Genomic DNA, 15,027 nt, shown 5'->3' on the forward strand with positions numbered 1-15,027 from the left:
CATTGGCTGGAGTATTTGAATGAGTATTCGGTTGAGCGTGGTGGACCGCAACGGCGGCGAACACGAAGTGGAAACGGCGCCGGAAGGCTCGTTGATGGAAACGCTGCGCGAATTGGACTACGGCGTCAGCGCCATCTGCGGCGGCATGTGCTCGTGCGCCACCTGCCACGTTTATATCGCTCCGGAATGGCTCGCGAAGCTGCCCGACCGGCAGAGCGATGAGGGCGATCTGCTGGCCGAGCTGCAGTTCCGTCAGGACAACTCGCGGCTGTCGTGCCAGATCCAGTTGAAGCAGGAACACGACGGCCTGCGCCTCACGCTCGCTCCCGAAGAATGATCCTGGGTTTCGCATTTAGCTCATGTCCGACACGCACACTGAAGATCACATCTATATCGTTGGCGCCGGCCACGCCGGCGGCGAGCTCGCGTTCGCGTTACGTCAACAAGGTTATGCCGGGCCGCTGACGATCGTCGGCGACGAATCTCATCTGCCGTATCAACGGCCGCCGCTGTCCAAGGCTTATCTGAAAGGCGAGTGCGAAGCCACGTCGCTGTATCTGCGGCAGCTGGCTGCGTATGAGAAAGCAAACATCAGCTTGCTGCTGAGCCGTCGCGTCGAGCGTATCGATCGCGCGAACAAGAAGCTGGTGTTCGACGACGGCCGCGAAGTCACTTATTCAAAGCTTGCGCTGGCGACCGGCGGCCGCGCGCGTCGCATGACCATCAACGATGCAACTCGTGCGGAGGGGACCAGCAACTTCCGTTACCTGCGCAATATCGATGATGTGATGGCGATTCGCTCGCGCTTTGAAGCCGGGCAGCGCCTTGTCGTCATTGGCGGTGGTTACGTTGGATTGGAAGTTGCTGCGTCGGCCATCGCGCGCGGCGTGAATGTCACCGTGCTCGAAGCGTTGCCCCGCGTGCTGGCGCGAGTCACGGCGCCGCAGATGTCTCAGTTCTATGAGAAGGTGCATCGCGACGCTGGCGTCGATCTGCGCACCAACATCGAAGTGACGCATCTGGAATTCAACGCGACCGGCGATGCTGTTACAGCGGTACATTGCACCGGCGGCGTGGTGATTCCTGCTGACTACGTCGTTGTCGGCATCGGCTTGTTGCCCAACACCGAAGTGGCGCAGGCGGCTGGCTTGGATGTGGACAACGGCATCGTGGTCAACGAGTACGCCGTCACCTCCGATCCTGACATCGTCGCTGCCGGCGACTGCACGAATCACCCGAGCGTGTTCTGCGGCCGGCGCATTCGTCTGGAGTCGGTGCCGAATGCGGTCGAGCAAGCTCGCGTCGCCGCGGCTTCGCTCGCAGGCAAGCCGAAGGCCTATGAGTCGGTGCCGTGGTTCTGGTCCGATCAGTACGATCTGAAGTTGCAAATGACGGGACTGTCGCAAGGCTACGATCAGTTCGTGCTGCGCGGTTCGATGGAGAGCAAGTCGTTCGCTGCGTTCTATCTGAAGCAGGGCCGGCTGATCGCGGTCGATGCCGTCAATCGTGCGCAGGAATTCATGGTCGCCAAGCGCATGGTCGCAGCGTGTAAATCGTTCGATCCCGCCGCGCTCGCCGACGAGTCGGTGCCGCTGAAGACCCTTGCGGGGCCGGTACAGCCCGCCGCGCCCCAGGCCTGATATTTGCGCCAGCCGCTGACCCGCCGGAGGTCGGCGGCTTCGGCAAGACCCCATTGTTCGCAAGGACGGCCTGCTGGCCTTGTGGCAAAGTGGCGGCGACGCTTGGACGTGCGGCGCGTTGCGGCCGCAGGGAAAAATTTCAGGGGGTTCGCGATGACCGAAGCAACTTCGACCACCGGCTTCAAGCCGAAGAAGTCTGTCGCACTGTCCGGCGTGACCGCCGGCAATACCGCGCTGTGCACGGTTGGACGCAGCGGCAACGATCTGCACTATCGCGGTTATGACATCCTCGATATCGCCAACAGCTGCGAGTTCGAGGAAATCGCTTATCTGCTGATTCACGGCAAACTGCCGAATCATGCCGAGCTTGCTGGATACAAAGCCAAGCTGTCACGTCTGCGTGGCTTGCCCGCGGCCGTCAAAGACGTGCTCGAGCGATTGCCCGCCGCAGCTCATCCGATGGATGTCATGCGCACGGGCGTGTCGACGCTGGGCTGTGTCCTGCCTGAACCCGAGCATCACGCTCCGGCCGCTGCTCGGGACATTGCCGATCGGCTCATCGCCAGCCTCGGATCGATGCTCGCGTACTGGTATCACTACAGTCATCACGGCCGTCGCATCGATGTGGACACCGATGACGATTCGATCGGCGGGCATTTCCTGCATTTGTTGCATCAGGAGACGCCGTCGCGAGAGTGGGTGCATGCGATGCATACGTCGCTCATCCTCTATGCCGAGCATGAGTTCAACGCGTCGACGTTCACGGCGCGCGTCATCGCTGGCACCGGCTCGGACATGTACTCCGCGATCACTGGCGCGATCGGCGCATTGCGTGGGCCCAAGCACGGCGGCGCGAACGAAGTCGCGTTCGAAATCCAGCAGCGCTACGACTCGCCCGAGCAAGCCGACGAAGACGTCCGCAAGCGGGTGGGGAACAAGGAAGTGATCATCGGCTTCGGTCATCCGGTCTATACGATCTCCGACCCGCGCAATGAGGTCATCAAGGAAGTTGCGCGCACGCTCGCGCAGGATGCGGGCGACACCAAGATGTTCGACATCGCGGCGCGTCTGGAACGGACGATGAAAGAGATCAAGAACATGTTCCCGAATCTGGACTGGTACTCGGCGGTGTCGTATCACCTGATGGGCGTGCCCACCTCGATGTTTACTCCGCTGTTCGTCATCGCCCGCACCACCGGCTGGGCGGCGCATGTCATCGAACAGCGCGAGGACGGCAAGATCATCCGGCCGAGCGCGAACTACATCGGGCCGGAGAACCTCGAGTTCGTGCCGCTCGATCAGAGAAAGTAACTAGTTGGTTGCCATGGCCCATCACGATCTCAAATCAGCGGAACGTCCGGCACCGGATGAGATATTGCAGGCGATTGCCGATTACGCGCTGTCGTATCAAGTCGACAGCGAGGCGGCTTACGAGACCGCGTACTACTGCTTGATGGATACGTTGGCCTGCGGCTTCCAGGCCCTGCAGTATCCGGCGTGCACGAAGTTGTTGGGACCTGTGGTGCCAGGTGCTGTGATGCCGGGTGGATCGCGAGTGCCGGGCACGAGCTATGAGCTCGATCCCGTGCAGGCGGCGTTCAATATCGGCGCGATGGTCCGCTGGCTCGATTTCAACGACACCTGGCTGGCGGCGGAGTGGGGACATCCTTCCGACAACCTCGGCGGCATTCTCGCGGTCGCGGATTACATGGCGCGCCGGAGCGGCGCGCAGGGCAAGGTGTCGCTGAGGGTGAGAGATGTGCTCACCGCCATGATCAAGGCGCACGAGATCCAGGGCGTCGGCGCGCTGGAGAATAGTTTCAACCGGGTTGGATTGGATCATGTGTTGCTGGTGCGGCTCGCTTCCACGGCGGTAACGACTGCGATGCTCGGCGGCTCGCGAGAGCAGGTGATCAACGCAGTCTCGAACGCGTTCGTCGATGGCGGCGCGTTGCGGACCTATCGTCATGCGCCGAACACTGGATCGCGAAAGAGCTGGGCGGCCGGCGATGCGACCAGCCGAGCGGTGCGTCACGCGTTGATGGCGATGTCGGACGAGATGGGATATCCATCGGCGGTCACGGCGTCGACGTGGGGCTTCCAAGATGTGCTGATGAAGGGCAAGCCGCTGTCGTTCCCGCAGCCCTTTGGCAGCTACGTGATGGAAAACATCCTGTTCAAGATCTCCTTCCCGGCGGAGTTCCACGGCCAGACGGCGGTGGAGGCGGCGATGAAGCTGCACCCGCAGGTGAAGCGCCACATCGACGATATCGAGCGCGTGGTGATCGAAACGCAGGAGTCGGGCGTGAGGATCATCGATAAGACAGGACCACTTGATAATCCGGCGGATCGAGATCACTGCATTCAGTACATGGTCGCGATCGCGCTGATCTTCGGCCGTCTCTCAGCGTCGGACTACGAGGACGCGACGGCGAGCGATCCGCGCATCGATGCGTTGAGGGCGAAGATGGTCGTGAGCGAGAACACGACGTTTACCGAGGAATACTACGCGCCGGACAAACGATACATCGGGAACGCCGTGCAGGTGTTCTTCAAGGACGGCACCCGGACCGAGCGCGTCCAGGTCGATGTACCGCTGGGTCACCGCAAGCGTCGCGCCGAGGGAATGCCGGTGCTCGTACAAAAATTCGAAGCCTCCGTCGCCGCGCACTTCTCGCCGAAGCAGACCGAGGCGATCAAGGCAATGTTTGCCGATCGGGGGAAGTTGGAGAGGATGCCGGTGCAGGAGTTTGTGGCGGGGCTGGTCAAGAACAAGTGAGGGCAGCTCGCTGCGGACGAGTCAGGTCCTGGGCAGGAGCGAATGGCCCACTTGCCGACCAAATAATCGAAATCATTCTTGGAAGATGTCTCGCTCGCCGTTATCGCAAGTTTCCTGTCACGAAAAATAGACTGCATGCTCGTGCCCTCCATTGATGTGACTACATAAACGATTGCCACAGGTACTTGTTCATCGCGTGCGGCAGCTTCATTGCCGAGCGCTGCACGGCCTGTGCGGCGATCGAACAGAGCAGTAACTGCACGAATCCCGGAGTCGCGTAGCTTCGGCCCGACGGGGCTGTCAGAAGATCGCCTCGATCAGAAAAGTCGCGAAGTCATCGAGCGAGAACATCGTCAGCAGCAGTGGCAGGAAGGGCGTGGCTGAGATCGCAGCAAGTCTCATTACGTCCTTGATATCGAACGGCACGAGGCGAGTCTCGCGAACGACGCTGTAGCTGTTGCCGAGATCGGCGAGCGACTGGATATCGCTGCTGCCGAGCAGGGGCTCGCTTTGCGGAGCGCCGCCTTCCACCCACTTCTGATTGAACTCATCGGAGTACCGGTTGACCAACCGACCAAAGTGGCGCAATGCCTTGCGCTTGGCACGCAGCAGTTGAGGCGTGAATACCATGAGCGGAATGAGTGTCACGACGATGAAAAAGATGAGAAAGCTGAGAATCTCGACTTTAAAGCTCAGCAAGCCCCGGCCCGCGTACAGAATCTTGCTCGCGATCAATCCCGCAGCCACTGCGCCCTGGGCGAGCAGGACGAGCGAGAAGGCATAGATACTTTCGCTCAGGAAACCCAGTCCCGCGGCCCGGTCTGCATGGCTGGCGAGGAGACGTAGCTGCAACCGCGACACCCGAAATAGAAACCAGAACCACAGGGCGAAGCGAAAATACCAGCGCATCAGCATGAACTGGAAGATCGGCACGCTGACAAACGCATGCCAATACCCGGCCGGCGTGAGCTGAATCTGCGCGCCATCCTGGCTCGCGTACCAACTCGTCGCGTGCAGCGCGATCTCATTGCGCCAGATCCAGTGTCCGACAGCGTAGACGAGCACGATCAGCGCCAGCTCGATGATCGGCGAATTGCGCAGGCGCAAAGTCGTATCTATCGCCTGCCGAAACTCCGGCATCTGTTCCGACCCGATCAGCCCTCGCTCGACGAACTGGCTCACCACATGATGAATGCGACGATGCACGACGAGCTCCGCCGCGATCAGGATGGGCAGCGCGATCAGGAACCGAACGTGCGTTTCGATGTCGTCGACAAAGGCAATCGACACCTCATCGCCGACTGCATCTCCGCGCAGTGCCGACAACAACAATAGCGGGAGCCACGCGATGCCCATGACGACGATCATCCGCCGATGCAACAGTTCCAGCGCGCTGCCCGACAGATGGGTGCGCAGGAATATCTGGAACAGCGGGCCGCCGAGCACCAGGGAAAAATCAGGTCGCGATTCGAGGATCGGCGTGCTCATGCGCCGTCATGTTCCGACGATCAACACGGGGGCACAGTACGTGCCAGGGGACGGGAAGCGTGGATGGACTGATCATCGGCGGAAGTAATTTGGGCAACCGCCGTATCACTCGATACGTACGGCGATTCGAACGCCTAACGCACTTCCCCAAGGACGAATGGCACGAATGATCGAGGGAGTTAAGACTTTTCTTGCGCAGTCCTGCCGGCCCGGCAGTGAGGGCATCTATCTATGCGTGCATGGCCAGCCACTCTTGCAGTCGCGCTCTGTGCGTTCGCGGCTGCGTGCATCTCGACAACGCGCTTGGATACGTCGGGGCTGTCTTTCTCGCAGGACCCGCTGATCGGCAAGGTCGTGTGGAACGACCTCATCACGGACGATCTCGCTGCGGTACGCGCCTTCTATAGCGGCTTGTTCGGTTGGACTTACGACGACGCCGGCAGCCGTCATGGGCACAAGTATGTGCTTGCCAGAGCGGGCAATGCCTACGTTGGCGGAATCCTCGAAGTCGATGATCGCGCCGACGGCAAGCCCCTGTCTCGATGGCTCCCGTACGTCTCGGTCGATGACGTCGACGCCGCGGTCCAGCGCACGAAATCGGAAGGCGGTCGAGTCGCTGTGCCGCCAACGAAGGTGAATCTCGGGCGTGTCGCCGCAATCATCGATCCCGAAGGAGCTGTCATCGGTCTGGCTCGCAGCCGCATCGGTGATCCTGATGAGACGAGCACTGCGCCCGCGCTGGGGCGCATCGTGTGGACCGAGCTATTGGCGAACAATCCGCAGCAGGCTGCCAAGTTTTATGCGGCAGTCGTCGGTTACGAGCCGCTCACGGCCGCGAGGCGTGGGGGCGAATACACGTGGCTTACGCATCGGGGTACTCGGCGTGCGGGTCTGTTCGAGAACCCTTCCAGCGAGGCCGAGCCGGTGTGGCTGACTTTTTTCGCTGTTGACGATCCCGCTGCTTCAGCTGAGCGTGTGCAGACTCTCGGCGGCAGAGTCGTGCTCCCACCGTCACCCACCTTGCGCGACAACACGATCGCGGTCGTTACCGATCCGACCGGTGCGATCCTCGTCCTGCAGAAGTTTCCGACGTGAAGCGGATTCCTTCCATGCGCCAGTTCGTGCGAAAGATCTCTGTTTGTGCGCTCGTCGTGACGATGCTGTCGGTCGGTGGCTGCAGCGGCAACGTCGGTGTCGGTGTCAGCGTCGGCGTGCCGATCGGGAATCACGGGTATATGAGTGTCGGAACGAGTCGCTGGCGCTGAACGGATCAGCGCTCGTTGCGAAACGCCCAGCGCAACACCTCGGTGAGCCGATAGCCCGCCAGCGTGAGTCGCTGCTCGGCGACTTGCAGGGATTCGTCGAGATAGCGTTTGGGTTGCTCCGGCGCGGTCTTGGCGGAGTCGCTGGCGCGCAGGTCGGGGCCGTACGCGAGCGTGGTGGCGAGCTGATAGCTTTCCCGGGCCCATTCCGAAAATTCCGTCGCGCTTTTGAACGGTTGCAGCCTGAACTGCGAGCGCGGCACGCGACGCATGAGATCTTCGCCGCGCTCCATGGCCAACTCGGGCTCGCCGTCGCGGCTGACGCGGTCGTCCCAATACCAATGCAACGACACGGGCTCCGCGGCGACGGGATCCAGCACGAACTGCAGGCTGCCGCCGCGATCGCCTTCCGGAAAACGTTTGGATACTTGCGAGACGCTGTGCAGTGGCTGATGAATGTCGCCAACCAGATGAAATATCCACGCAAGCGCGACCGCTCGCTCACTCGCGGAAGCGCGCGGATCGGACGCGACGCTCAGATTCAGCGCGAACGCTTCATACGCCGCACCCTCCGGCACATCTTCCGGCAGCTTCGCGGGAGGCGACGATTTGTCGACGATGGGCCGGGACCAGTAATGCCAGGTGGGATGATCGTGAATGCTGCCACGGGTGTCGTCCGGCCAGCGGGCCAGTTCCAGAAAGATGCGACGGCCGCGTTCCTCGCCCTTGGCCCGGCCGATGGCCACCTCGAAGGCGCCGCGATCCGGATGTTTCTCGGCCAACGCCACCACTCGTTCGACGATCCGCCGGTCTTGTGCACTCAGCTCGTCATAAGCAATCGCTGCGCTGACCATATGTCCCGGGCGGGACCAGGCCAGCGCCGTCGAACAAGGAAGGGCGACAGCCAGCAGCAGGGCGATGAATGGCTTCATTGCGAATCCATGAAATTGAACGGCCGCCATCGATACCAGAGCGAGCGCCCCCCGAGGGGTGGCGTGCGCTCGAACCAGTGTTGCATGAAATGGTTCGCGGCGAGTAGCGAGAAGACTCGTTACGCGAGCCTGTGACGGGCGACGCTTTTCTTCCCCTGCCCGGAGCGGCTACGCTACCGGGCGGGGAGGATACGCATGGCGGACTGGCTCAAGGCTGCCGAGACGAAGCAGCTCAGGGAATCGATCGACTGGCATCTGGCGAATGTCGCCAACGACCGTGCCTTGCGCGATCGCCTCGAAGGCATGGCCGCCACGCGCCGGTTCCAGGCGCTCGCATGGTATTGGGCGCCGCGGCTGTACAAGCGCAGTCGCGCCGTATTCCTGCCCTTCATCCAGCAGCATTTCGCCGAACATTTCAGCGATCCGGACAACAATCGTTGGGACGCGATCGCCTGGAGCGGCGACGTCGCGGCCTCGCTCGATCCGTGGCTGGTCGAACTGGAGGAGCGGGGCGAGGTGCGGCTGTTCCGCCGCCTGTATGAGTGGAAGCATCGCAAGTCCGTCGGCTGGGGACTGAACGCCGAAGTCTGGCGCAAGGATCTGCTCCAGCGCTTCAAGGACGCCTCGGTGGCCCGGCGTTCGCAAGTGCTGCAGATGTTCGAGTCGCACGCCGAGCTGGACGAGCCAGCTGCGCTCGAGTTGTATCGCATCGATGCGGAGCTCGCCGAGCCCTTCATCCTCAAACATTTGCCGCGTCGCTGGTTCGGCGATGAGGCGAAGCGCCGCTTGTGGTCCGGGCTTGCGGATCTGGCCACGCAACGCGGCCGCAACGATTTCTATTTCAAGCTCTATCGTCAGCAGATCGCGCTCGATACCTGGCAGCGGGACACGATGGAGCTGTGCGCGAACATCCCCGATCCCAATGCGCTGGTCGCGGCGTTGGAGCAGCGTCATCCCGAAGGCGCCTGGCAAGGGTTGGGCAAGCAGTTCCACAAGCTGCTCGAGCTGCGCGGCCGGGACGCGGTGCCCTATGTGCGCAAACATTTGCGCCATATCTTCAGTTGGCGGGGCAACGACGGTTATGCGGAGATCGTTGCGCTAGCGAAGAAACAGCAGTGGCAGGATGTCTGGGCCGCGGTGATCGTGACTTGCGGCAACCCCAATCAATATAACGAAGCGGTCCGCGAAGTGCTCAAGGACAACTCGGTGTCCGATGCCGAGCGCGTCCGTCGTCTGTCGATGCTGTCCGGTGTTTCCAGCGAATGGAACGGTCTGGGCTGGGGACTGGCCCGAGTGCAGCAGCTCGACGAAGCGAACGCGCTGGAGATTTACCAGCGTTATCCGGCGATGTTGCGTCAGACGTTCAAGTCGCATGTGACGCCGGCCTGGTCCGATGACTACTACCGGCTGTTCGAGCGCGCCTGGGACCGCGGCGATGAAGAGCTGGCCGACTATCTCGCCAGTCGCTACGTCACGCGCAGTTATTTCTCGAAAAAGACCAAGAGCAACATCAACGAGCAGGTTGCCGAGAAGTTCGTGGCGCTGAAACTCGGGGACGAGGACTTCGCCCGTCGCGCGGCCAACGTGCTGACGCTGGTGCCGGCGTATTCGATCTTCGACTACAACCGTCTGGTTCGCGAGAACCGGTTGGCCCGCTTGTTGTTCGAGCGCTCGGTCAAGAGTTTCCTCGGTTCGCCCGCCGCCGTGCGCGATCTGGTCGAAGGGGGCGAGGTGCATGACCAGCAGCTCGCCTATCGAGTGCTTGCCAGCAAAGATGAGCGCGCACAGGAACTGGCTCGCGACAATCTGGATATATTGATTGGCACGCTGCTGCGTCCGTTACATCGACGCACTCGATTCGCGGCCTTCGGAGCTCTCGTCAATGCCGCTACCAACCTGGAATGCGCGCGTCGCGTACTGGAAAAGGCGCGCTCGGCGTTTGCTCTTCCCGACCGGCGGTATCCCAAGGAACAACTGGTCGGATTGATCGCGAAAATCCTGGCCCGCTATCCCGAGCTGGGCGGCCCGCGGGAACAGCGTGTGATCTATCGTCGCGCCGGGTGAGCTCAGCATGTTTGCTTCCATAACCTACGCCAGTCCGAGCGCATTCATCTCCACGCGGGATCGAGCGGATTTGTCGATCTCGGCCTCCGAGACGCGGCCGGTGAGCTTTCACGGTGAAGTCGTGCGCAACGGCTTCAACTTGCGCATTGCCTTGCGTGCGCTCGGCGAGGCGATCTGGTCCGAAGATGTTTGGGAGAGCCAGGCGGACTACGAATCGCGAATCCTGGATCCGGTCATCACCGTGCATCCGGACCGCCTGTGGTTCGAGGCGTTCAGTCAGGACATGAGCGCCTACTGTGCGCTGATCGTCGAGCCGGATTCGTTCCGTATGGAAGCGGCACCGAGCTATGGCACGACCAACATCGATTTCACCGCCTGGCTGTGGGGCGCGCTCGGCGAGATGCGCACCAGCCGGCGCACGCACTTTCGCGTCGGTGCCGGAGGCTTCGAAGGCTCGACGGCCTCGGCTGGCGGCCGGTTTGAAAGCAAGGTCGATATTCCCGATGCCTGGGTGCGCGGCTTTCTGCAGGTGCAGGGTGCGATGGCGCTGCCAGGCACGCGCTTGTCTGCTCGTGCCGTCGATGTGCTGTCGGCGATTCGTTTCTTGCGCTTCAACAAGGCGAAGGTCAGTCCGCGGGCGCTGCGTTATGAGTTCGAGCCGGACCAATGCGCGAAGCTGGTGCTGGAGCCGTGGGATCACGTCGTGCCGCTCGAAGGCGCAACGCATGGTTACACGGAGAAGCGCGTCATCCGCACTTGGGGGCGCCGCCGGTTACGCTTGATCGAGCCGTTGTTGCCATTCGCCGATCGGGTCGATGTTTATCTCAAGGGCCGGGCGTTGCCGAGTTTCTATGCAGTGAAGCTGCCGGGCATGACGTTCCTGCTGGGATTGAGCAGCTTCGCGGGCGAGGGCGGCTTTGGCGGCTCGTCTGGTTTCGATCTCACCACGCCGACGCAGGATGCGACTCACGAATCCGCCGTTCTTCGCGTGCTCGCACCGGCTTTTCATTTGAGCACTGCCGAGGTTGCTGAGCGTGCCGGCATTCCGCTGGCGGATGTTTCGAAGACCCTCACCTCGCTGAGCTACGCGGGCCGAGTCATGTATGACCTCGAGGCGCAGCGCTGGCGCTATCGTGAGCTGTTCGATCCACCGATCGATGCCGCTCGGTTCTATCCGCCGGATCCGCGTCGCGAAGCGGCGGCTCAGTTGATAAAGGATGGCGTCAGCGACATCGATGTCACTGCCGAGGACGATCGCAAAGTGCGTAAGTACAGCGATCCGAATACGGGCGAGAAGATCGTGCGCGAACTGGTGTTCCGGCAATGGCGCATCACTGGCAACTGCGCGAAGGAACAAACGACCATCGTCGTCAACGCCGAGGAGCGCATCATCTTCGGTCAGTGCGGTTGTGACTTCTTCAAGGAGCACGTGCTGAACCGCGGTCCGTGCGCGCACATGCTGGCTTTGTATCAGGCCAGTGCGTCACAACGGGTGGTGCAATGAGACCTGGGACATTGACAATGCGCGCCGCGATCACGGATAGTCGCGTCGCCCGGCGGCCTGCAGCTAGCCATCTGTCCCTGGTGTTTCGCCAGGGCGGCGCCTTGAGCGCATTACTTCGCCACGGTCCCCACGTACGTAACGCGGGGAGCCATGAGTCCACGGCCTTGCAGGTAGCCTTGCCGCCGGGCAATTCCTTTTACGTCGATGTCATGAACCGGAAGGGCGTCCTATGAGAGTCCTGCTGCTCCTGTTCGTGATTTATGTGGTCTGGCAGATCTTCGTCCGCTTCTGGCCGAAACGCGCCACGCGCGATCTGTCACGACTCGAGAACGCCGATGACGACGCGGCGGACGAGGAAGTGCTCGAAACCGTCGCCGTCGACGGCGGTCCGCTCAAGGAACATCATCGTCGTCTCGCGCTCCGTGACGCTCGACTGTTGCCGAAGGCCAAGCCACGGGCTCACACCTGGCCGCCGAAGCCGAAGCCAAAAGTCATGTCGATGGACGAGGCGACTCGTCTGTTCGCCGGCACGCTGCGCACGAAGAACCGCAAGTTGCGCGATTTGCGCGGCGACGACGACCAGTTGCGGCGTTATGCCTTGCCGCGCTGGGCTTCGGAAGAAGATATCGCCAATGCGCTCGGCATCAACGTGGCTCGGATGCGTTACTACAGCATCCATCGAGAGAAGGAGCGCGTTTCGCACTATGTGAGCTTTGCGATTCCGAAGCGCAGTGGCGGCGAGCGCATCATCATGGCGCCGAAGCGTGAGCTGAAGAAGCTGCAGCGCGACCTCGATCGATTGCTCGTGTCGAAGCTGCCGGTTTCTGAGTATGCACATGGGTTTCGTAAGGGGCGGTCGATTGCCTCTAACGCCAGCGCGCATGTGGGCCGCAAGGTCGTCGTGAAGCTCGACCTGAAAGATTTCTTCCCTTCGCTGCATGTCGGACGGGTGCGAGGTTTGCTGATCGCGCTCGGCTACAGCTATCCCGTCGCGGCGACGCTTGCGACTTTGATGACCGAGGCTGTGCGTCAGCTGGTGCAAGTGGGGGATGAAATATTCCATACACCAGTGGGCGGACGACATGCAGTGCAAGGCGCGCCGACCAGCCCGGGACTCGCGAACGCGCTGACGATCGCATTGGACCGTCGCCTCGCCGGCGCCGCTCGAGAGCTCGGGTTTACGTACACTCGTTACGCCGACGATCTCACCTTAAGCGGTGACGATGCAGGCAAGGCGCGCCAGCTGATTCGCACCTGTCAGCGCATCGTGCATGCGGAGGGATTCGCGCTCAATGACGCCAAGACTCGCGTCATGACTCAGCGTGGCGCGCAGCTGGTGACGAGCGTGACTGTGAATCGAGAGAAAGGATTGTCGCGGCGTCGGCGCCGTCTGTTGCGGGCCGAGTTGCATCGAGCTCAGCGTGAGGGCGGCGATGCCACGCTGTGGCGCAAGCTGCGTGGCAAGCTGGCTTTCGTATCGATGCTGAATGCGCGTCAGGCGGATGCGCTGGCAAAGAACGTTCGCTTTCCAGGCTGACCGCCGGCGGCCCGAGTGCCGCCGGCAGCCTGTTTCTCAACGAGGGACTACTTCAATCCCATGCAGTTCGCGTAGTAGGTCACGGTCGCCGGCCAGTCGGAGAAGATGCCGATGACGCCGACCTTGCGGGCGAGCACGTCCAGCGCCTTGTACATGTCGCTGTCTTTCTTCAGCGCCCGACCGGTCGGATCGAAGGCGTAGTAGAAGCCCGCGCCGGCGCCGCCGTTACGCAGGTCGGCACGCTCGAACGACCAGGTGATGATGTCGAAGCCGAGGCTCTTGATGTCGAGCGCGTACTGCGACGGCACGATCTCATCGTTGCTGTTCACCGCCAGCAACACGCCGATCGGCGGAGCGATGATCTTCACGCCCTGTTTCTTGAGCTGCTTCAGCTCTTCGAGCGTCAGGCGCGGGAAGTTGGGCGACGACGGGTCGACGTCATCGAGATACACCGCCTGCTGACCGAAGCGCGGCTCGTTCTTGATCCAGTACAGAACGTCGCGGACATCGAACGACTGCGGATACACGTCCCTCGGATGCACACCCGCGGCCTTGAACTCGTCGATCATCGCCTGCGCGTAGCCTTCCTGGCCGCCGAACACGGTCTGCAGGCGCTGCGGATTGCCCGCCTTCAGTTCCGGCGTGTGCTTGACGCCGAGCTTCTTGTTCAGCGCGATGCTCTCACGCAGCGTGAGCAGGGTGCCGCGGCTGTTGTAGAGATCGGTGCGGAACGAGGCGGTGCCGCCGAGATAACCCTTCGCGGTGGTCGCGTTCGGGTTGGATGCATCCATCTTGCCCTTCAGCGTCTTGAACTGGGCGAGAGTGATATCACTGGCGCAGCACTTGGGGCTGGAGCCCGGGCCGGACCACGGCACCGTGCAAGAGGCGTTCAATTCGGTGTCGACGATGTTGGTGGTGGTGTGCAGATCGCACTCGTCGTGACGGCACACCAGCTCGCCGTCCTTGGTGAAAGTCACATCGCATTCGACTACGCCCGCGCCCTGGCGCGCGCCGGCTTCATACGATTCCTTGGTGTGTTCCGGGAACTGCAGCGGCGCACCGCGATGCGCGATGGAGAAGTTGGACTTGTAGAACGGTCCGGCTTTGCAGCTCTGCAGCTTGTCTTTCAGACGGCTGTCGTCGAGTCCGTCGATCAGGAAGAACGGGCGATCGCCGAGCTGCACGGAAGTGCGCGCCGGGAAGCCTCTGTCGTCATGACGATCGCCGTAGCCATCGTCGCCGCGGCCGTAATCGCCGGCCAGCGAGGCAAAGGAACAAAGCGCAGCCAGCAAAGCCGCGGGCGCGGCCAACTGCAAAGGATGTGGCATTGAACTCTCCTGCGAGTGAGATAGGGAGTCCGGCGCGCATTGTTGGTTAACTTAATGGCGCTCGAACCGGCGTAGAGATACGCCGGCGAAGTTCAATGCAGGTTGCGATTCGATGATCGCTCGATGACAACCGAACGAATCCGGGTGTCGGCCGGTCCCGAACGGAACCGGGTGGGGGGATCAGCTGTTGGTACGTTCCGCGTGCAGCGTGTTGCGCACCAGGCGGGTCGCGATGACCGACACGAAGGTCTTGACTCGGGCTTGCGAATTCAGGCGCGCGTGTTCGATTTCGTACAGCTCGCGCACATGCTCGATCGGGGTGTCGCTCTCCTTGGCGAGAGCTTCGATGGCTTGTTGCTGTTTGGCCGGATCACCTGCGGTGTTGCGCAAGACGGTCATGATCCCTCCAGGAATGTAGAAGCGAGTTCATCGGCGGAGCGCATGGTAGCCGCACTCCCCGCCGTTACCGTTAACTTCGCCGCCCCTGCGCCAT

The 15,027-nt window shown here is 61.9% G+C and carries 13 protein-coding genes; 9 read left to right on the forward strand and 4 right to left on the reverse strand.

Going from position 1 to position 15,027, the window contains the following annotated elements:
- The first annotated feature begins 19 nt into the window (after positions 1-19).
- The 4 genes from GYH35_RS32905 (at position 20) to GYH35_RS32920 (ending at position 4,419) form a co-directional block, all read left to right on the forward strand.
- Positions 20-337 carry a 2Fe-2S iron-sulfur cluster-binding protein gene (locus GYH35_RS32905; protein WP_161815405.1) on the forward strand — a complete coding sequence of 106 codons (318 nt, stop codon included), beginning with the start codon at positions 20-22 and terminating at the stop codon, positions 335-337.
- A gap of 22 nt (positions 338-359) precedes the next feature.
- Positions 360-1,640: an NAD(P)/FAD-dependent oxidoreductase gene (locus tag GYH35_RS32910; protein ID WP_161815404.1), complete on the forward strand. Its 1,281-nt coding sequence runs from the start codon at positions 360-362 to the stop codon at positions 1,638-1,640.
- Between the two features lie 153 nt (positions 1,641-1,793).
- The gene (gene prpC, locus GYH35_RS32915) at positions 1,794-2,951 is read left to right on the forward strand and encodes a bifunctional 2-methylcitrate synthase/citrate synthase (RefSeq protein WP_161815403.1); all 1,158 of its coding nucleotides are present in this window, start codon (positions 1,794-1,796) and stop codon (positions 2,949-2,951) included.
- Between the two features lie 13 nt (positions 2,952-2,964).
- The gene (locus GYH35_RS32920) at positions 2,965-4,419 is read left to right on the forward strand and encodes a bifunctional 2-methylcitrate dehydratase/aconitate hydratase (protein ID WP_161815402.1); all 1,455 of its coding nucleotides are present in this window, start codon (positions 2,965-2,967) and stop codon (positions 4,417-4,419) included.
- Positions 4,420-4,719: 300 nt separating this feature from the next.
- On the opposite strand, the gene GYH35_RS32925 is transcribed toward GYH35_RS32920, so the two are convergent.
- A complete protein-coding gene (locus GYH35_RS32925) occupies positions 4,720-5,907 on the reverse strand; it encodes a hypothetical protein (protein WP_161830583.1) in 1,188 nt (395 codons plus the stop codon).
- Between the two features lie 231 nt (positions 5,908-6,138).
- Here GYH35_RS32925 and GYH35_RS32930 point away from each other — a divergent pair, with 231 nt between their 5' ends.
- Positions 6,139-7,002, forward strand: a complete 864-nt coding sequence (locus GYH35_RS32930; protein WP_161815400.1) for a VOC family protein — start codon at positions 6,139-6,141, stop codon at positions 7,000-7,002.
- 14 nt (positions 7,003-7,016) lie between these two features.
- Positions 7,017-7,172 (forward strand): hypothetical protein, encoded by a 156-nt coding sequence (locus GYH35_RS32935; RefSeq protein WP_161830584.1) that lies wholly within the window; start codon positions 7,017-7,019, stop codon positions 7,170-7,172.
- Between the two features lie 5 nt (positions 7,173-7,177).
- Here GYH35_RS32935 and GYH35_RS32940 read toward each other — a convergent pair whose 3' ends face one another.
- A complete protein-coding gene (locus GYH35_RS32940) occupies positions 7,178-8,101 on the reverse strand; it encodes a S1/P1 nuclease (RefSeq protein ID WP_161830585.1) in 924 nt (307 codons plus the stop codon).
- A 195-nt stretch (positions 8,102-8,296) separates the two neighbouring features.
- On the opposite strand from GYH35_RS32940, the gene GYH35_RS32945 reads away from it, so the two are divergent.
- The 3 genes from GYH35_RS32945 (at position 8,297) to GYH35_RS32955 (ending at position 13,206) form a co-directional block, all read left to right on the forward strand.
- Positions 8,297-10,165 (forward strand): gliding motility protein, encoded by a 1,869-nt coding sequence (locus tag GYH35_RS32945; RefSeq protein WP_161830586.1) that lies wholly within the window; start codon positions 8,297-8,299, stop codon positions 10,163-10,165.
- 7 nt (positions 10,166-10,172) lie between these two features.
- The gene (locus tag GYH35_RS32950) at positions 10,173-11,669 is read left to right on the forward strand and encodes an SWIM zinc finger family protein (protein ID WP_161830587.1); all 1,497 of its coding nucleotides are present in this window, start codon (positions 10,173-10,175) and stop codon (positions 11,667-11,669) included.
- Positions 11,670-11,898: 229 nt separating this feature from the next.
- The gene (locus GYH35_RS32955; RefSeq protein WP_161830588.1) at positions 11,899-13,206 is read left to right on the forward strand and encodes a reverse transcriptase family protein; all 1,308 of its coding nucleotides are present in this window, start codon (positions 11,899-11,901) and stop codon (positions 13,204-13,206) included.
- Between the two features lie 47 nt (positions 13,207-13,253).
- Here GYH35_RS32955 and GYH35_RS32960 read toward each other — a convergent pair whose 3' ends face one another.
- Together GYH35_RS32960 and GYH35_RS32965 are read right to left on the reverse strand one after the other, a co-directional pair.
- On the reverse strand, positions 13,254-14,534 hold the full coding sequence (locus GYH35_RS32960) for a glycerophosphodiester phosphodiesterase family protein (RefSeq protein WP_161830589.1): 1,281 nt from the start codon (positions 14,532-14,534) through the stop codon (positions 13,254-13,256).
- 180 nt (positions 14,535-14,714) lie between these two features.
- Entirely contained in the window at positions 14,715-14,933 is a 219-nt protein-coding gene (locus GYH35_RS32965; RefSeq protein WP_161815393.1) for a DUF3562 domain-containing protein, read from the reverse strand.
- Positions 14,934-15,027 lie beyond the last annotated feature (94 nt).

Source organism: Steroidobacter agaridevorans (assembly GCF_009932555.1).
GTDB lineage: Bacteria > Pseudomonadota > Gammaproteobacteria > Steroidobacterales > Steroidobacteraceae > Steroidobacter > Steroidobacter agaridevorans.